The 17,472-nt window shown below is 72.5% G+C and carries 15 protein-coding genes and 1 pseudogene; 10 read left to right on the forward strand and 6 right to left on the reverse strand.

The features are described 5' to 3' along the window. The first annotated feature begins 53 nt into the window (after positions 1-53). Entirely contained in the window at positions 54-977 is a 924-nt protein-coding gene (locus JXZ78_RS30180; protein ID WP_030017323.1) for a sigma-70 family RNA polymerase sigma factor, read from the forward strand. 241 nt (positions 978-1,218) lie between these two features. After that, positions 1,219-1,959: a DUF4097 family beta strand repeat-containing protein gene (locus tag JXZ78_RS30185; RefSeq protein WP_030017325.1), complete on the forward strand. Its 741-nt coding sequence runs from the start codon at positions 1,219-1,221 to the stop codon at positions 1,957-1,959. 656 nt (positions 1,960-2,615) lie between these two features. On the opposite strand, the pseudogene JXZ78_RS30190 reads toward JXZ78_RS30185, so the two are convergent. Then, positions 2,616-2,993: pseudogene (locus JXZ78_RS30190) on the reverse strand (VOC family protein); the annotation flags it as partial. A gap of 180 nt (positions 2,994-3,173) precedes the next feature. After that, entirely contained in the window at positions 3,174-4,253 is a 1,080-nt protein-coding gene (locus JXZ78_RS30195) for an AsnC family transcriptional regulator (protein ID WP_078623946.1), read from the reverse strand. Positions 4,254-4,402: 149 nt separating this feature from the next. On the opposite strand from JXZ78_RS30195, the gene JXZ78_RS30200 reads away from it, so the two are divergent. Continuing rightward, entirely contained in the window at positions 4,403-5,305 is a 903-nt protein-coding gene (locus JXZ78_RS30200; protein ID WP_063726014.1) for an inositol monophosphatase family protein, read from the forward strand. Between the two features lie 33 nt (positions 5,306-5,338). Here JXZ78_RS30200 and JXZ78_RS30205 read toward each other — a convergent pair whose 3' ends face one another. Continuing rightward, positions 5,339-5,863 (reverse strand): GNAT family N-acetyltransferase, encoded by a 525-nt coding sequence (locus JXZ78_RS30205; protein WP_078623947.1) that lies wholly within the window; start codon positions 5,861-5,863, stop codon positions 5,339-5,341. A gap of 113 nt (positions 5,864-5,976) precedes the next feature. Here JXZ78_RS30205 and JXZ78_RS30210 point away from each other — a divergent pair, with 113 nt between their 5' ends. From JXZ78_RS30210 to JXZ78_RS30230, 5 genes are all read left to right on the forward strand, one after another. After that, on the forward strand, positions 5,977-6,855 hold the full coding sequence (locus JXZ78_RS30210; RefSeq protein ID WP_050502025.1) for a hypothetical protein: 879 nt from the start codon (positions 5,977-5,979) through the stop codon (positions 6,853-6,855). Between the two features lie 359 nt (positions 6,856-7,214). After that, positions 7,215-8,576, forward strand: coding sequence for an ABC transporter substrate-binding protein (locus JXZ78_RS30215; protein ID WP_050502026.1), 1,362 nt, complete (start codon positions 7,215-7,217; stop codon positions 8,574-8,576). A 425-nt stretch (positions 8,577-9,001) separates the two neighbouring features. After that, the gene (locus tag JXZ78_RS30220) at positions 9,002-9,979 is read left to right on the forward strand and encodes a carbohydrate ABC transporter permease (RefSeq protein WP_033037046.1); all 978 of its coding nucleotides are present in this window, start codon (positions 9,002-9,004) and stop codon (positions 9,977-9,979) included. Next, positions 9,976-10,887: a carbohydrate ABC transporter permease gene (locus JXZ78_RS30225; protein WP_030017674.1), complete on the forward strand. Its 912-nt coding sequence runs from the start codon at positions 9,976-9,978 to the stop codon at positions 10,885-10,887. The genes JXZ78_RS30220 and JXZ78_RS30225 overlap by 4 nt, the downstream gene beginning before the upstream one ends. 436 nt (positions 10,888-11,323) lie before the next feature. Continuing rightward, positions 11,324-12,625, forward strand: coding sequence for an alpha-glucosidase/alpha-galactosidase (locus JXZ78_RS30230; RefSeq protein ID WP_033037047.1), 1,302 nt, complete (start codon positions 11,324-11,326; stop codon positions 12,623-12,625). Positions 12,626-12,642: 17 nt separating this feature from the next. On the opposite strand, the gene JXZ78_RS30235 is transcribed toward JXZ78_RS30230, so the two are convergent. Further along, positions 12,643-13,143 (reverse strand): GNAT family N-acetyltransferase, encoded by a 501-nt coding sequence (locus JXZ78_RS30235; RefSeq protein WP_078623948.1) that lies wholly within the window; start codon positions 13,141-13,143, stop codon positions 12,643-12,645. 79 nt (positions 13,144-13,222) lie between these two features. Next, positions 13,223-14,692 carry an aminotransferase-like domain-containing protein gene (locus JXZ78_RS30240; RefSeq protein ID WP_030017677.1) on the reverse strand — a complete coding sequence of 490 codons (1,470 nt, stop codon included), beginning with the start codon at positions 14,690-14,692 and terminating at the stop codon, positions 13,223-13,225. Between JXZ78_RS30240 and JXZ78_RS30245 the strand changes: the two genes are divergently transcribed. Then, positions 14,691-15,761 (forward strand): DMT family transporter, encoded by a 1,071-nt coding sequence (locus JXZ78_RS30245; RefSeq protein ID WP_030017678.1) that lies wholly within the window; start codon positions 14,691-14,693, stop codon positions 15,759-15,761. The genes JXZ78_RS30240 and JXZ78_RS30245 overlap by 2 nt on opposite strands. 135 nt (positions 15,762-15,896) lie before the next feature. Beyond that, positions 15,897-16,097: a DUF1918 domain-containing protein gene (locus tag JXZ78_RS30250; protein ID WP_030017679.1), complete on the forward strand. Its 201-nt coding sequence runs from the start codon at positions 15,897-15,899 to the stop codon at positions 16,095-16,097. Between the two features lie 15 nt (positions 16,098-16,112). Here JXZ78_RS30250 and JXZ78_RS30255 read toward each other — a convergent pair whose 3' ends face one another. Further along, entirely contained in the window at positions 16,113-17,429 is a 1,317-nt protein-coding gene (locus JXZ78_RS30255; RefSeq protein ID WP_030017680.1) for a glycoside hydrolase family 10-like protein, read from the reverse strand. Positions 17,430-17,472 lie beyond the last annotated feature (43 nt).

The following is a 17,472-nucleotide window of genomic DNA, read 5'->3' on the forward strand; positions in this document are numbered from 1 at the left end:
AGGGGCAACGGTTCGTCATCGTTCTGACGGAACACGACGGGAGAATGTGACAGGTGGACGAGAAAGATTTCCTGGCGAAGCGCTTCGAGGAGCACCGGGCGCATCTGCGGGCGGTGGCGTACCGGATGCTCGGTTCGCTGAGCGAGGCGGACGACGCCGTGCAGGAAGCCTGGTTGCGGCTCAGCCGCTCCGACGTCAGCGGTGTGGCGAACCTCGGTGGCTGGCTGACGACCGTCGTCGGCCGGGTGTGCCTGGATCTGCTGCGGACGCGTACGGCGCGCGGCGAGGAGCCTTTCGACGTACGGGTGCCCGACCCCGTCATCAGCAGCGCCACCGTCGGCGGCGGGAGTGGCGGCAGCGGTACGGACGGGACCGATCCGGAGCAACAGGCGCTGCTGGCCGATGCCGTCGGGCTCGCCCTGTTGGTGGTGCTCCAGACACTGGCGCCTGCCGAACGTCTGGCGTTCGTCCTGCATGACATGTTCGGAGTGCCGTTCGACGAGATCGGGCCCGTCGTCGGGCGCACTCCGGCCGCGGCCCGGCAACTCGCCAGCCGGGCCCGCCGCCGGGTGCGGAACACGGCTGCCGTGCCCGACTCTGGTCTCGTCCGGCAGCGCGAGGTGGTCGACGCCTTCCTCACCGCCGCACGCGACGGTGATTTCGAGGCGTTGCTCGCGGTCCTCGATCCGGACGTGGTGCTCCGTGCCGACACGGGCGCCGGGTTCCCGGGGCTGGCCAGGACCGTTCGTGGTGCGCACGAGGTGGCCGGACGGGCGCTCGCTTTCCGGCGTACCGCGCACGGTGCGCGGTACGCGCTGGTGAACGGGGCCGCGGGGGTGGTCACGGTCGTGGACGGGGCGCCGTTGTCGGTGATGGGCCTGACCGTCGTGGGCGGGAAGATCGTCGCGATCGACATCCTCGCGGATCCGGAACGGCTGCGGGGGCTGGACCTGACGGCGCTCGGTGCGGACGGCTGACGGCTGACGGCAGACGGCAGACGGCAGACGGCAGACGGCAGACGGCAGACGGCAGACGGCAGACGGCAGGAGCGTCTCCCCGCGGCACTGTGGAGTTCCGCAGGTGAAAGCGGGGGTTTTCCTCATGGTCGCGGCTGTGGACGGCGCTCTAACCTGAAGATCGTTGCACCGAAGGGCGCGGCGACCGCACGCGCACGCGACCGGTGCGCGGCGCGCCGTGCACCGAACCAAGGGGGAAACCGTGCGTCGTCATCTCCGAGTCCTCGCGGCCGTCGCGCTGGCCGGTATCACTGTGACCGGGCTCGGCGCATGCGAGCTCACGGACCGCTCCACGTACGAGGACGATGCCGAGCACTCCACCGACATCAAGTCCATACGCCTGGACAGCGGTTCGGGTGGCCTCACCCTGCGCGGCAAGAAGTCCCTCGACACGGTGTCGGTCCACCGTGAGCTGCGGTATCGGGGCGAGCGGCCCGAGAAGGCGAGCCATCGCGTGGAGAACGGTGTGCTGCTGCTCGGCGGCTGCGGGGACGACTGCTCGGTGCACTACACGGTCGTCGTGCCGGCGGGCCTCCCGGTGACAGGGGAAACCTCGTCCGGAGCGGTGAACCTCTCGGAGGTCGGTTCGGTACACATGACCACCAGTTCCGGCGCGGTGAACTTGAACGGTGTGAGTGGCGCGGTGGACGTCCGTACCTCCAACGGCCGGATCTACGGGCGCGGCTTGAAGGGAGACGGAACGCGGGCGCGGACCAGCAACGGTGCCATCGACCTCGTCACGGAGTCCCCGCAGAACGTCCGGGCCGAGACGTCGAACGGAGCGATCAGTCTCACCGTGCCAGGCGGGCAGCCCCACCGCTACCGAATAGCCGCCGAGACCGACAACGGCCACAAAACCCTGGACGTGCCCAACGACCCGGCCGGCGCCTACCGGCTCGACCTCACCACGACGAACGGAGCCATCACGGTCAGGCAAGGCTGACCACCGAACTGCGGGACGCGCGACAGGGGGAGGCGGAGCACGGAGCCATCACGGCGGATGTGCGCGAGTGGGGCGGGGCGGGGCGCGAGGCTGTCGTGCGGACGCGCACGAGATGGGGTGGGGCTTGGGACTGACCTGCGGACGTGCATGGGACGGGGTGTGGCTTGGGACTGACCTGCGGACGTGCATGAGACGGGGTGGGGCATGGGACTGACCTGCGGACGTGCATGAGACGGGGGCAGGCAAGGCTGTCGTACGGATGCGGGCAGGAAGGGGCGGGGCACGGGGACTGTCGTACGGACCTGCATGAGACGGAGGCAGGGCACGGGGCTGTCGTTCCGACGCACACGGTTGGGCGCACTCGGCGCGGGGGTGGGTGGGGCGGGGGGGAGGGGAAAGGGGGGAGGGAGTCGGGCCGTCGTGCGGGACCGTCGGGCCGGGCCGACGGGCGGGGCCGACGGGCGGGCGCCCGCGGATCGTTTTCGCGGGCGCCCGTCCCCGTCACGGGCTCAGGTGCCTGGGTGGGTCAATGTTCCCCCGGCGGGGCTGCGGCCGGGTGCCGCTCAGGTTGAGGAGGTCGCTTCGGCGCCGTCCGATACCTCTGCCGCCCTGCCCTGTGCCTCTTCCGGGGCGCCCGACGTTTCTTCGGGGGCGCCGCCTCCGTACGGGCGGGTAATGATCTCCATCGCGTGGCCCGCCGGGTCGAAGAAGTAGACGCCACGTCCGCCGTCGTTGTGGTTGATCTCCCCCGGCTGCTTCCCGTGCGGGTCAGCGTAGTAGGTGAGGCCGGCCTGCTGGATCCGCGCGAAGGCGGTGTCGAATTCGTCCTCGCTGACGAGGAACGCGTAGTGCTGCATGGTGATCGACTCCGCCGGGATCGTGGCGAAGTCCAGAGTGACACCGTTCGCCGTGTCCACCGGGAGGAAGGGGCCCCACTCCGTACCGATTTCGAGCCCGAGGATGTCCGCCAGGAAGGTGGCGGACTCCCGGTTGTCCCGGGAGTGGATGATGATGTGGTTCAACTGCACTGACACTGTGGAATGCCTCCGTAAGGCAAACTCACGGACACCTCCATGCCTCACCCGGTCGGTGACCGACACGCGATGCCGTCGGCGCCGATGGTAAGCCGCGTATCTGCTTTCGTCGAGCGGCCTTTCGGCGTCGGCCGGTGCCGGCCAATGCAGTCCGATGGTTGTTGCTGTTCGGGGGGCGGGTCATCTGCCGGGGCGTTTGACCGCGTGGCCGACGATGACGGTTTCGACGCCGGCGATGCCCAGGCCCGTCAGGTCGTCGGTGATCAGCCGGTACAGGGCGGCCAGGTCCGGCAGCCAGACGGCGGCGTGCAGGTTCGCGGTGCCGCTGGTGGCGAACGCGCCGTGTACGGCGGGGTGTCGGGCCAGGATGCGGCCCACGGCGTCCAGATGATCCGGGGGCACCTGCATCATCACGTTGGCGTCGATGAACAGGCCCAAGCGCCTGGGGTCCACCGCCACCTGTGTGCTGAGCCGGCCGTCGGCCATCAGGCGGGCGAGGCGCCGCCGGACCGTGGAGGCGGGATGCCCGGTCCGGGTGGCGATCGCCGCCGCCGGGGTGCGGGCGTCGTCGCTCAAGGCGGCCAGGATGTCGGTGTCGACGGCATCGAAGTCGCCTCCGGTTCTGGGGCCGGGACCAGGGCCGGGCCCAGGACCGGAAGCGGCAGGCGGTACGGATAGGGAAGCGGATGCGGAGGCGGGAGGGCCGGGTGCCGGGGTCAGGGCGGCGCGTTCCTCGGCGGTCAGCACGCCGTGGCGCCAGTCGGAAGCCTCGGAGAACACGTGCAGCACGGTGGCCGCGGACACGGACGCCACCGCCGATGTGGCCGGCAACTGCCGGAACACCAGGCGGTCACAAGATCCCGGTTCGGTGAACGCGACCGCGGAGATCTCGTCGCCCGAGGCCGACACATCGATGAAAGGGATGTCCGGGCGGGCGGCCAGGGCGGCGGTGAGAGCGTCGAGTTTTCCCTTGAGCACCTTGATGCGCAGCAGCAGCGCACCGACCGAGTCGGGGCGCACGGGTTGGGCGATCACCTTGATCGTGCCGTCGCCGGTCAGTGCCTGCCAGCGGCGGTGCACCGTACGGGGGTTCTCCCCCAGAACCTCGGCGGCCCGCTCGGCGCTCAGCCGCCCGTCGCACTGCAGCGCGGCGATCAGGCGCTGGTCTCGGAGCCCGAGGACGGGTGAGGGGGTGCGCGAGGGAGTGTGCGAGGGCGAAGAAGTGGGTGAAGGGGCGGGATCGCTCGGTTTTTGGGGCATGGGAGACAGTTTCGCTCACTCTGGTCGAAGGGAGAGTCCGGTTGTGGCCTTCTCGGCGCAGGATCGACGGCATCCACCAGTCCCGGCGTCGAACGAGGGCCGCTGCCCTTGGTGCCGGGGAAAGGTCTGCCGTTCACATGGAGAAGCTCATGACGTACGCGTCCCTGCTCGCCCCGATGGCGGCCGCCGCCCACGAAGTCGGTGCGCTCCTGCTCACCACTCCGCACCGTGCCGCCGCGCCCGCGGACAGCATGGAGGAACTGGCCGCCGCTTACCTGGCCTTGGAGGCTCCGGCCGTCGGCCTCATGCGACGCCATCTGGACGCGCTGCTGCCCGGCGTCCCCTGGGCCGAGGAATTGCACGACGACCGGAGCCCGAGCGCCGCCCCGGCTTCCGAGCTGCCTGCGGAGGGGGACGTGTGGATGGTGGACGTGATCGACGGCGCGGTGCAGCTCATGCAGGATCTGCCGTACTTCTGTGTCAGCCTCGCGTTGGTGCGGGACGGCGAGCCGGTGGCCGCGGCCCTGCACGCGCCGCTGCTCGGCGAGACGTATCTCGCCGCCGCCGGGCACGGTGCCACCCGCAACGGCGAGAGGATCACCCCGTCGACCCGGACCCGGCTGGAGGCGGCCCTCGTCGGCACCAGCCATCCGCCCTTCGCCGCGGGGCAGCTCGCGGCCGTGGCGGCAGCCGGCCGGTCGCTCACCGCCGTGCTGCCCGCCGTGGGGGCCGTGCGGAACCTGGGCCCCACCTCGTGGCAGATCGCCGACACGGCGGCGGGACGGCTGGACGCGTTCTGGGAGTACGGCCGGGACGACGCCAATCTGCTGCCCGGCGCCTTGGTGGCCCGCGAGGCGGGAGCCGTCGTCTCCGACACGACGGGCCGGCCGTGGCAGGCCGGTGCACCCGGTTTCCTCGTCGCGCCGCGCGGGTTGCACGGTGAGTTGCTGGTTCTGCTGAACCGGTCTGCTGCTTCGGTTCCCTCGCCAGCTCTGCCTGGTTTGTCTGCGTCGGCCGACTCGCCTGTGCCGCCTGCCCCGTTGAGGTCGTAATCATGGCCGGGCGCCGGCGTGGGCGGGCCGTGCTCAGCCCGCCGGGCGGGGCGTGAACTCCATGCCTACCGAGGCCGGGGCCGTCTCGGTGAAGCCGAACTTGGCGTAGAGGTTACGGGCGTCGCCGTCGGCGATCAGGGAGACGTAGGCGCCCGCCGGTGCGCGGCGCTCCAGTTCGGCGGTGAGCGCGGCCATGATGCGTTTACCCAGGCCGCGGCCCTGGTGCTGGGGCAGTACGCAGATGTCGACGATCTGGAAGAAGCAGCCGCCGTCGCCGATGATCCGGCCCATGCCGACGGGGTCTGCGCCGTCCGCGAGCCCCGGCGACGCGTGCACGGTGACGCCGTACCAGGTGTTCGGGAGACCGATCGCCGCGCCCTCGGCCGACTTGGCGCCGAGGCCGGTCGCCCGGCGCAGTCGCCGGTACGTGTCGGCCGTCGGGACGCCGGGCCTGACCTCGTAGCCGTCGGTGCCGTCGGTGCCGTCGGTGCCGTCGATACGGTCGATTCCGTCGATCTGGCCGTCGTGCGCGGTGACATCACCGTTTCTCTGATTCATGCCTGACAGGCTAGCGATCCGCTCTGACACGGAGCGGGAGGTCGCGGTCGCGGTCGCGGCCGCGGCAACGTAAAGGCAGTGAGCAGAAATTGCCCGCATGCCATGATCGGCGCATGAACGATCCGGGGGCCACCGCAGCCGTGGCGGACGTGACCGAGCGCGCTGCCTGGGTGCGTGCGGCAGCTCGTAACAACGCCGAGTGGTGCGATGCGGTCTGCCGCGCCCACGGCCTGCGGGGCGACTTCGGCGACGGCGCCTGGACCAGCCCCCGCCGTACTCCCCCGCTCTACCCGGACGCCGTGACGCTGACACATCGCCTCGGTACTTCCGTCGATGCCGCCGCAGGGCTTCTGGCCCGTATCGACACGGCCTCCCCCGGCTGCTCGGTCAAGGACAGTTTCGCGTGCCTGGATCTGAGGTCGGCGGGTTTCGAGGTGCTCTTCGAGGCCCACTGGATCCACCGGCCGGCCCAAGCACCAGCAGCAGCCCGCGCGCGCCGGATGGCCTGGGACGTGGTCACCACGCCCGGTGACCTGTCCGACTGGGCCGCCGCGTGGGGAGCGGAACCGGGCGATCACGGCCCGTTCCGGCCGGACCTGCTCGCGGACGACGCCACCCACTTCCTGCGCGCCCGGCCCGCCGACACCGATCCCAGCGCCAGCCCGAACACCAGCACCAGCACCAGCACCAGCACCAGCACCAGCGGCAACATCCTGGCCGGAGCCATCGCCACCCTCAGCGGCGAAGTGGTCGGCCTGTCCAACGTCTTCACCGCCCCCGGAGCCGCGGCTGTGGGCATCGGCCCTCGGGACACCTGGGCCGGCTGCGTCTCCGCTGTGACCGCCCGATGGCCCGGTCTGCCGGTCGTCGGCTACGAGTCCGGCGCCGACCTGGAGGCAGCGGTGGCGAACGGGTTCCGGGTGGTCGGGCCGCTGCGCGTCTGGTGGCGTGCGGCGGCCCGGCCGGATACAGACCATGGGCCCACAGGGTGACAGAAGGGGCGTAACGGGAACAGCGCTCCGGGCGGCTTCACCTACACGGAACCGCCGCCCAGGCCGCCCACCGCGCCGGTGGTGACCGGCCTGAACAGGAACAACAGCCCTTCACAGAGCAGGGTTTCGGCACCCGTACTCGGCAAGAACCTGGTGGCGCTGCCCCCTGACGTACGAGCGGGGCGCCAGTGTCCCAGCCGCCGCCCCAGCACCACTGCGCCGCCGCAGCACCATTGCACTGAGTCGCTGCCTGCTGGTTAGCTGCTGAGGGTTCCCGGCCGTCCGGTTCGGGGGCCGCGAGGGCGGGCGCAAACGGTTGTGCGGAACCTTGGACCGGTTCTTCGAGGGGGTGGCCGCTGATGCGCGACGCAACCGGCGGGGACACGGGCTCGGCAGACTTACGGGCCTTACTGGCCTTACCGACCCGGCGCCGCCTCCTGCACACCGGCGCCGCGCTGGCGGCCGGCGTCGCGGGCGCGCCGCTTCTCGGTGCCTGCCAGTCCTCGGCCGCCGGCAGCGTGGGGGCCGACGGCAGGATCACCGTCGAACTGTGGCACGGCCAGGCCGACACCGGCCGCAAGGCCATGCAGTCGCTCGTCGACGACTTCAACCGCAGGCAGTCGCGCATCCGGGTCGACGCCGGGGGTGGCGGGGTGGTGGCCGACGCCATGCTGCAGAAGGTGACGGCGGCGCTGGCCGCGGGCTCGTACCCGGACATCGCGTACGTCTTCGGGGCCGACCTGGCCCGAGTGGCTCGCAGTCCTCGCGCCGTCGATCTCGACGACGCGCTGCGCGGCACCGCGTACTGGCCGCAGTTCTGGGACTCGGTCCGTGCCGCGGTCCAACTCAACGGCCAGGTACGGGCCGCGCCCGCCTTGCTGGACTCCCTGTGCGTCGTCTACAACCGCACGCTGTTCCGGCAGGCCGGGGTGCCCTACCCCAAGGCGGGCTGGACGTGGGACGACTTCGTGCGTACGGCTCGCCTGCTGACCGATCCGCGCCGCGGCACCTTCGGTACGAGCTGGCCCGGCACCGGCGACGAGGACACCGTGTGGCGGCTGTGGCCGCTGGTGTGGGACCTCGGCGGCGAGGTCATCGCCCCGGACGGGCACAGCATCGGCTTCCGGGACGTCGGGGAGCAGGCGCTGGGCACCCTGGCGCGACTCGCCGCCGACAAGAGCGTCTACATCGACCCCAAGCCGGGCAGCGAGCAGATGCACCAGGTCTTCATCGGCGGCCGGATGGGCATGATGGCCACCGGGCCGTGGGAGTTGCCGGACATCATCGAAGGCAAGGTCGACTACGCCGTGGTGGCACCGCCGACGTACAGCGGCCGGCCCTGCACGATCTCCGGCCCGGACACCTGGACCGTCTTCGACAACGGGCCGGAACGTTCCCGGGCGGCGGTCGAGTTCCTGCGCTGGCTGGGCGACCCGGCGCAGGACGTGCGGTGGGCGATGGACGGCGGCAGCCTGCCGCTGAGCAAGGCGACGGCCGCGCGCCCGGAATGGCGGCGGCACTCGGCGGGGACGGTCGGGCTGCCGGTGTTCACCAAGGCGCTGGACACCGCGCGGGTCCGGCCCGTCCACCCGGCCTATCCGCAGATCTCGCAGGCCGTCGGTGAGGCGATCGTGGCGGTGCTGCTGGGGCGCAGCTCGCCCGCCGAGGCGCTGCGCACCTGCGCCGAGAAAGCCGACGCGGCCCTGCTGATCCCGCGATGAGACCGGAGGACGCCCACGAGGCGGCGGCCGGACACGGCCGGGCGGGAGAGGGTGCAGAGGGTGCCGAGGGTGCCGAGGGTGCCATGCCGTCAGAACTTCGGGCGGCCCACCGGGCGGCGCGGGGCCGTACGGAACCAGACGGTACGGAACCAGACGGTACGGAACTGGACGGTACGGAACTGGACGGTACGGAACTGGACGGTACGGAGCCAGGCCGTACGGACCCGATCCGTTCAGATCCGGGCCGTAAGGATCCGGACCGTACGGAACCGGGCCGTACGGATCCGGACCGTACGGAACCGGGCCGTAAGGAACCGGGCCATACGCACCCGAACTGCGCGAGACCGGACCGTACGGAGCCCAGCCATACGACACAAGCCCTCCCCCGCCCCCTCCCCCTCCGTACGACCCCTCGCCCCCTCACCCTGAACCCGCACCGCGACGGCGTCGGCCAAGTCCCCGCGGGCCGGCCTCCGGGCCCCCGCGCCACCCGCCGCCCCCGCAGCCTCGCCGCCCGTGCCCGCCGCGAGAACGCCACCGCCTGGGCCTTCATCAGCCCGGCCGTCCTGATCATCCTCGGTCTGAGCATCGTCCCCGTCGTCTGGTCGCTGCTGCTCTCCTTCCGGGCGGACGACCTGGTCACGCCGGGGCGCTGGGTGGGCCTGGACAACTACCACGCGCTGACGCGGGACCCGGGCTTCCGTACGGCGGTGGAGAACACCCTGGTCTACGCGGGCCTGTACGTGCCGCTCAGCCTGATCGGCGGACTGGCCCTCGCGCTGGCGCTCAACCGCCGCATCCGGCTGATCGGCCTCTACCGGACGTTGATCTTCATCCCGTTCGTGATCTCGGCCGCGGCGCAGGGTGTGCTGTTCTTCTTCATCCTCGACCCGCAGTTCGGGGTCGCCAACTCTCTGCTGCACCACCTGGGCGTGTCCCCGCAGGGCTTCCTCTCCGACCCCGGGCAGGCGCTGTACCTGCTGGTGCTCATCTCGCTGTGGAGCGGGACCGGCTTCTGCGTCGTCGTCTACCTGGCCGCGCTCCAGGACGTGCCGCCGGAACTGATCGAGTCGGCGCGGCTGGACGGCGCGGGCCGGCTACGGGTGCTGTGGCACATCAAGCTGCCTTCGCTGACGCCGGTGACCGTCTTCCTGTTGCTGTGGCAACTGATCACCGCGCTCCAGGTGTTCGACCTCATCTACGTCACGACGAAGGGCGGCCCGCTCGGGTCGACCACCGTCATCGTCTACTTCGTATGGGAGCAGGCGTTCCAGATGTTCACCGCCGGATACGGTGCCGCTGCCGCGTACGTCCTCGCGGTCGCCCTGCTCGTCGTGGGCACCGCCCTGCGCCTGTACCGGCGGCGCCGGCCGGGTGCCGCGCCGGACGGAGCGGTCCGTTGAGCGCGCCCGCGGCCGTGCCGCCCGGGACCGCAGGCGCGTCCGGCACCTCGGACCCGCCCGGAACCGCCGCGCCACGACGCCCCGCCCGGCGCCGGCGGCTGCCCTTCAGCGCCTGGCACCTGGTGCTCGCGCCGCTGTCGCTGGGCTTCGCGCTGCCGCTGGTGTGGCTGGTGCTCAGTTCGGTGATGAGCAACGCGGAGATCAACCGTTTCCCGCCGTCGCTGTGGCCGTCCGGCATCGATCTCGACGGGTACGACTACGTGCTGGGCAACGCGATGTTCCCGCGGTGGTTCGCCAACTCCTCGATCGTCGCGGTCACCGCGGTCCTCTCCAACCTGCTGCTCGGTTCGCTGGGCGGCTACGCCTTCGCCCGGATGCGGTTCGCCGGGTCGCGGCTGCTGCTGGGGCTGATGCTGGCGACCATGGTCATCCCGTTCCAGCTCACCATGATCCCGACGTTCCTGGTGATGAAGAACCTGGGGCTGATCGACACGCTGGGGGCGCTGATCGTGCCGTCCCTGGTCACGCCGTTCGCGGTCTTCCTCTTCCGGCAGTTCTTCCTGGCGCTGCCCCGGGAACTGGAGGAGGCGGCCTGGATCGACGGGTGCTCACGGCTGCGGGTGCTGTACTCCGTGGTCCTGCCGCTGGCCCGCCCCGCGTTGGCCACCGTCGCCGTACTGACCTTCCTGACCACCTGGAACGACCTGACCTGGCCGCTCATCGCCATCAACCACGACACCCAGTACACGCTCCAGCTGGGGCTGACGACCTTCCAGGGGCAGCACCACAACCGGTGGTCGGCGATCATGGCGGGCAATGTGCTCACGGTGCTGCCGGTGCTGGTGGCGTTCCTCTTCGCGCAGAAGACCTTCATCCAGTCACTGACGTCGAGCGGGTTGAAGGGGTAGACCGGTCCCTCGCCCGTACCGGTCCCCTCGACCGGCCACAGCCGCAACCCCCGCCCCGCCCCGGAGGTGCCCGTGCCCCGCTCCTTCGACCTCCTCGTGATCGGCCGACGCCCGTCACGTACACGCCGGATCGTTCTTCCTGATGCCGCGGCCGGCCCGGGCGCTCGGCGACATCTTCGCGCGGGCCCGCGGGCACGGCGCCGCCACCTCCCTCGACACCGACGACGACCCGGCACAGCGCTGGGGCCCAGCCCACCTGGGACGAGGCACGTACCACCGCCACCCTCACGACCCGAGCAGGGAGCCACGCATGACCAGCACCGCACCGACCGGCAGCACGGCCCCGATCAGCACCGCACCGATCGGCAGCACGGCCCCGACCAGCACCGCACCGACCGGCAGCACCATCCCGACCAGCAGCACCGCCCCCCGCACCATAAAAATCGCCTTCATCGGCGCCGGCAGCGTCGTCTTCACCCAGGGGCTCCTCGCCGACCTGCTCGCCTTCCCCGAACTGCGGCGCGTCCACGTCGCCCTGCACGACATCGACCCGGAACGCCTCGCCACCGCCGAAGGCGCGGCCCACCACATCGCCGCCGCCCGCGGCGCCGAGCCGGTCGTCACCGCGCACCTCGACCGCCGGGCGGCGCTCGAAGGCGCGGACTTCGTCATCAACACCGTCCAGGTGGGCATGGACGAGGCCACCCGCCTGGACTTCCGCATCCCCGCCCGCTACGGGCTGCGCCAGACCATCGGCGACACCCTCGGCGTCGGCGGCATCTTCCGCGCCCTGCGGACCTTCCCGCTGCTGCGTGCCCTCGCCGAGGACATGGCCGGACTCTGCCCGGACGCATGGCTGCTGAACTACACCAACCCCATGGCGATGAACGTGATGTACCTGACCCAGGCCACGCCGCTGCGCCGCGTCGTCGGCCTGTGCCACTCGGTGTACTGGACCGTGCACGACCTCGCCGAGCTGCTGGGCGTCCCGTACGAGGAGGTCTCCTACCTGGCCGCGGGCGTCAACCACCAGGCGTGGGTGCTGCGCTTCGAACGGCACGGGCAGGACCTGTACCCGCTGCTCGACGACGTGATCGCCAAGGACCCGCAACTGCTGCGCCGGGTGCGCGTGGACATGTACCGCAGGCTCGGCCACTACCCGACCGAGACCAGCGAGCACTCCTCCGAGTACGTGCCCTGGTACCTCCACCACGACAGCGAGGTGGAGCGGCTGCGGCTGCCGATCGGCACGTACCTGGACATCATCAAGGAGAACGCCGCGGAGTACGAGCGGACCCGGGACGCGCTCGCCGCCGGGGCACCACTGCCGGTGGAGGGCACGATGGAGTACGCCCCGCAGATCATCCACAGCATCGTTTCCGGCACCCCGCGCACGGTCTACGGCAACGTCCCCAACCAGGGCCTGATCGACAACCTGCCCGGCACCGCCGTGGTGGAGGTGCCGTGCCTGGTGGACTCGCTGGGTGTGCAGCCCACCCGGGTCGGCGCCCTGCCCCCGCAGTGCGCGGCCCTGAACCGGGCCTGTGTCAGCGCCAACGAACTGGTCGTACGGGCCGCGGTGGACGGCGATCCGCGCCACATCAGGCACGCGGCGATGGCCGACCCGGCCACCGCGGCCGCGCTGCCCGTCGAGCGGATCTGGGACCTGTGCGACGACCTCGTACGCGCCCACGCCGACCTGCTCCAGCCGGAACTGCGGGAGGTGCTGGGGCACTGAGCCGGGCCCCGGCACCGCTACTGGAGGCCGAGCGCCATCCACTTGCCCGGCTCGGACAGCGGCTCGAATCCCACCCGCGCGTACACGTCGTGGGCGTCGCCCGTCGCCAGCAGGATGCGGCTCAGGCCGTACGGCGTCAGGTGGTCGCGGATGTGGGTGACGAGGGCGGTGCCGAGGCCCTTGCCGCGGGCGGCGGGGGCGATGTAGACGTCGCAGAGCCAGGCGAAGGTGGTGCGGTCGGTGACGACGCGGGCGTAGCCGACCTGCCGGCCCCGGCCGGGAGCGCCGTCCGCCGCTCCGTTCTCGTAGAGGCCGAAGTTGAGCGACCCCGCCACCGCGCGGTCCTGACGCTCGCGCGGGCGGCCGAGCGCCCAGTAGGCGTCCGTGGAGAGCCAGTGGTGGATCAGGGCCAGGTCCAGCCGGTCCGCGTCGGTGGAGACCTCGTAACCGGCCGGAATGCCGTCGGACACGGCCGCGGGAGCGCGCTCGCCCGGAGCGTCGGGGATGCTGTCGTTCATGGACGGAGGCTCGCAGAGGAGCCGCCCCGAGTCGAACGTTTTACCCGTCGCCCCGCGCCTCACCGCACGCCCAGGAGGCTCACTCGTCCCCCGCCACTTCCTCGTACGCCGTGCGCAACCGCCGGGCCCCCTCGGCCAGTTCGGCGGTCCCGGCGGCCGAGGCGAACGTCAGGCGCAGATGCGGGGCCGGGGGCTCGGCGGCGAAGTACGGGCGGCCGGGCGCGACCGCGACACCCGCGCGCAGTGCCGCGCCGGCCAGGGCCGCCTCGTCCGTACCGTCGGGCAGGCGCAGCCAGAAGTGGTAACCGCCCGGCGGGACCACCTGCACGCCCGGGCCCGGCCCACTCGGCTCCGTACCGCCGAAATGCTTCCGGAGTGCCGCGGCCAGGACGTCCCGACGCACCGCCAACTGCCCCGATATGGCGCGCAGATGGCGGCTCCAGGCCGGGGAACCGACCAGTTCCAGAGCCGCCTCCTGGAGCGGTCTGGGCACGAAGAAGCTGTCCACGACCTGGATGGCGCGCAGCCGGTCGAGGACGGGTCCGTGCGCGGCGAGCGCGCCCACGCGCAGGCTCGGCGAGGTGGCCTTGGTCAGCGAGCAGACGTGGACGACCGTGCCGTCCGGGTCGTCGGCGATCAGTGTGGGCGGCAGCGGCGGCGCGTCCTCGTGGACGAGGCGGCGCGCGAAGTCGTCCTCGACCACGAACGCGCCGGCCGCGCGGGCGATCCGCAGCACCTCGGCCCGGCGTCCGGCGGCCAGCACGGTCCCGGTCGGGTTCTGGAAGAGCGGCTGGCAGACGAAGAGCCGGGCCCCGCTGGCGCGGAAGGCCTCGGCCAGCAGGTCGGTGCGCACCCCGTCCGCGTCCATCGGTACGGGGACGGGCCGCAGCCCGGAGGCGCGGGCGGCGGCCAGCATGCCCGGGTACGTCGGTGACTCGACGAGCACCGGCGCGCCGGGCGGGGCCAGCGCGCGCAGCGCCGCGGTCAGCGCGCTCTGTCCGCCCGCCGTCACCAGGACGTCCGATTCGGCGAGCGTGCCGCCGGGGCCGCCGATCTCGCGCGCGAACCAGGCCCGCAGTTCGGTGACGCCTTCCATGGGCGGGCGGCCCCAGGCGCCGGGGCGCCGCCCGGCCCGGGCGAGCGCGGCGGCGAGCGCGCGTTCCGGCTGGAGGCCGGGGTGCAGGTAGCCGCCGTTCAGCTCGATGACGCCGGGGGCGGGCGCGGCCAGGGTGGCCAGCACGCCGGAGGCGTCCACGCCACGGGGCGCGTGGTCGTCGGCGGCCTCCGCGCTCAGTGCGATCTCCTGCCAGGAGGTGTCCACCGGGCGGGCCCGCGGCCGGGCCTCGGCGCGGAAGGCGCCGGCGCCGGGGCGGGTGACCACCAGCCCCTCGGCCGTCAGCTCGGCCAGGGCGCGGGAGACCGTCACCGGGCTCACCCGGTGCCGTTCGACCAGGGCGCGGCTGGACGGCAGCTTCTCACCGGGAGAGTAGCGGTTGATGCCGTCCCGGAGGATGGCGGCCAGTTCAGCGACGCTGCTACGCTCGTGCATGAGAGATCACGATAGCGCTACTCCGGGCAGCGCGATAGCGGTCAACGCCCCGGGCGCCGGGTCCGCCGGAGCCGTCCCCCCGGCCGCCGGAGCCCGCCCCGCCGCCACCGAGGCCGTCGGCCCGGCCGCCGAAGCCGCCACCCTGGTCGGCGTGGCCCCGGCTGGCGCGCCCCCGCACCCGGCTCCCATGACGCACGCCCCCGCGCCCCGCGCCGCCGCCCGCGGCACCCTGCTCGCCGCCCTCGGTGTCGCCTCCTTCTCCCTCACCTTCCCGGCCACCGCCTGGGCCTTGGAGGGCATGGGCGCCTGGACGGTCGTGACCTTGCGCAGCGTGCTCGCCGCCGCCGTCGCCGGATGCTGCATGGCCGTCTTCCGCGTCCGGCTGCCGGAGCGCCGCCACTGGGCCGGCCTGGCCGTCGTGGCGGCCGGTGTCGTCCTCGGCTTCCCGCTGCTGACGACCCTCGCGCTGGAGACCTCCACCACCTCGCACGCCGCGGTCGTCGTCGGTCTGCTGCCGCTGACCACCGCCGCGTTCTCGGCCGTACGGACCGGCGCCCGCCCGTCGCGCACCTTCTGGGCCGCGGCGCTGGCCGGCGCGGTCGTCGTCATCGGCTTCGCCGTGCAGCAGAGCGGCGGCACGCTGAGCACCGGCGACCTCTACCTCTTCGCGGCGCTCCTGGTGTGCGCGGCGGGCTACACCGAGGGCGGCCGGCTCGCCCGCCACCTGCCCGGCTGGCAGGTGACCGGCTGGGCGCTGCTGCTGGCCCTGCCGATCACCCTCCCCGGTGCCGCCCTGGCCCTGCTCGCCGAACCGCCGCACCTGACGGCGCACGCGGTGGCCGGCCTGCTGTGGCTGGCCCTCGGCTCGCAGTTCCTCGGCCTGGTGGTCTGGTACCGCGGCATGGCGGCCATCGGCGTGTCCAAGGCCAGTCAGCTCCAGCTCGCCCAGCCGCTGCTGACGCTGGTCTGGTCGGTGCTGCTGCTCGGCGAACAGCTGCCGCTGGCCGCCCCGATCGCCGCCGTCGCCGTCCTCCTGTGCATCACGGTCACCCAGCGCTCGGCCGCCTGACCGGCGGATGCGGCAAAAGTCCGGACCGGACCCGCGCGGGTGGCGCGTTCCGCGGGTGCATCGGCGGAGCCCGGCCGTAGACTGACGGCCACGCAACAGTCACCCTCCGACCGACTGACGAGGAGGCCGTAGCCGATGAGAGCGAGTGTGGGAGACCGGCTGCTGGTGCACGGCAGGATCGTGGGGCAGCACGACCGGACCGCCGAGATCATCGAAGTCCTGGGGGCGGACGGCACCCCGCCGTACCGGGTGCGTTTCGAGGACGGCCACGAGACGCTGATGTCGCCCGGCCCGGACACCGTCGTACGGCACTTCACGGCCGACGCCCAGGAGTAGGAGGCCGGCCGCCGCTCACGACGCGGGGCGCGGGGGCCGCACCGGACCGTGGTAGTGGTCGGCGACGACCCGCGCCATCGCGCCGGTGCGGTCCTCGGCCACCTCTTTCGCGGAGAAGAAGATGTGGCCGCGCACCTGCGGGTAGCCGCGGGCCAGCGTGAGGTGGCGGGAGAGTTCGGCGGGATCCTGCCAGGCGGGCGGCTGGCCCGGCGCGCCCGCCTTGTACAGCGCCTCGCCGACGCACAGCTGCACGCGGGTGCCGGTGACCGTCTCCGACCACCAGGGCAGGAGCTTGGCGTAGTCGGCGGCGGGGAAGCCGATGTTCCAGTAGACCTGCGGCACGATGTAGTCGATCCACTCCTCGCGCACCCACTTGCGGGTGTCGGCGTAGAGGTCGTCATAGGTCTGCACACCCGCGCGGGTGTCCGAACCGGCCGGATCGGTGGCCTGGTTGCGCCATATGGCGAAGGGGCTGATACCGAACCGTACGGGCCGGTGGTGCGTACGGCGCGGCCTGCGCCACCGTCCTCGGCCGCTCCGGCCGGGCCACCGGCCGCCGTCCGGCGACCGCGCGTCCCGCACCCGCTCCGCGGTCTCGCGCACCAGCAGGTCGATGTTGTCGCGCCGCCAGTCCGCCCGGGTCGCGAAGTCCCCGCCGTACTCCTCGTACGCGGCGTCGTCGTCGAAGGTCTGGCCCGCCACCGGGTACGGGTAGAAGTAGTCGTCGAAGTGGACGCCGTCGATGTCGTAGCGCTCCACCGCGTCGAGGATCGCGTCCTGCACGAAGGCGCGGACCTCGGGCAGCCCCGGGTTGTAGTACAGCTTGCCGCCGTACGGCACGGCCCAGTCCGGACGCAGCCGCGCCGGATGGGTCGGCACCAGCCGCGACGGGTCGGTGTGGTTGGCGATGCGGTACGGGTTGAACCAGGCGTGCAGCTCCAGGCCGCGCCGGTGGGCCTCGCGCACGGCGAAGCCGAGCGGGTCCCAGCCGGGGTCCCGGCCCTGGACGCCGGTCAGGTACTCCGACCAGGGCTCGTACGGGGACGGCCAGAGCGCGTCCGCCGTCGGCCGCACCTGGAAGACCACCGTGTTCAGGCGGCGTGCCACCGCCGCGTCCAGGTACGCGCGCAGTTCGGCCTGCTGCGAGGCGGCGGGCAGGCCCGCCTTGGAGGGCCAGTCCCGGTTGGCGACCGTGGCCAGCCACATGCCGCGGAACTCCGGCCGGCCGGCGTCCGCACCACGGCCGCGGGCCGCCGCGCTCCCCGGCGCCGGTGCCGCGGCGGCCGCCGAGAGAGCCGCGACCGCGAACGCTCTGCGTGTGATCCGTCTCATGCCGCGCCCCCAAAGTGTCCGGAACGTCCGTCTCAGGACACCA

It is taken from the genome of Streptomyces monomycini (genome assembly GCF_022271435.1).
GTDB lineage: Bacteria > Actinomycetota > Actinomycetes > Streptomycetales > Streptomycetaceae > Streptomyces > Streptomyces monomycini.

Excerpts from the sequence above, each read along its gene's own strand:
- JXZ78_RS30195 (WP_078623946.1), bottom strand. The coding sequence starts at position 4,253 with ATGCCCCAAAAACCGAGCGATCCCGCCCCTTCACCCACTTCTTCGCCC.
- JXZ78_RS30200 (WP_063726014.1), top strand. The coding sequence starts at position 4,403 with ATGACGTACGCGTCCCTGCTCGCCCCGATGGCGGCCGCCGCCCACGAA.
- JXZ78_RS30205 (WP_078623947.1), bottom strand. The coding sequence starts at position 5,863 with ATGAATCAGAGAAACGGTGATGTCACCGCGCACGACGGCCAGATCGAC.
- JXZ78_RS30210 (WP_050502025.1), top strand. The coding sequence starts at position 5,977 with ATGAACGATCCGGGGGCCACCGCAGCCGTGGCGGACGTGACCGAGCGC.
- JXZ78_RS30215 (WP_050502026.1), top strand. The coding sequence starts at position 7,215 with ATGCGCGACGCAACCGGCGGGGACACGGGCTCGGCAGACTTACGGGCC.
- JXZ78_RS30235 (WP_078623948.1), bottom strand. The coding sequence starts at position 13,143 with ATGAACGACAGCATCCCCGACGCTCCGGGCGAGCGCGCTCCCGCGGCC.
- JXZ78_RS30245 (WP_030017678.1), top strand. The coding sequence starts at position 14,691 with ATGAGAGATCACGATAGCGCTACTCCGGGCAGCGCGATAGCGGTCAAC.
- JXZ78_RS30240 (WP_030017677.1), bottom strand. The coding sequence starts at position 14,692 with ATGCACGAGCGTAGCAGCGTCGCTGAACTGGCCGCCATCCTCCGGGAC.
- JXZ78_RS30250 (WP_030017679.1), top strand. The coding sequence starts at position 15,897 with ATGAGAGCGAGTGTGGGAGACCGGCTGCTGGTGCACGGCAGGATCGTG.
- JXZ78_RS30255 (WP_030017680.1), bottom strand. The coding sequence starts at position 17,429 with ATGAGACGGATCACACGCAGAGCGTTCGCGGTCGCGGCTCTCTCGGCG.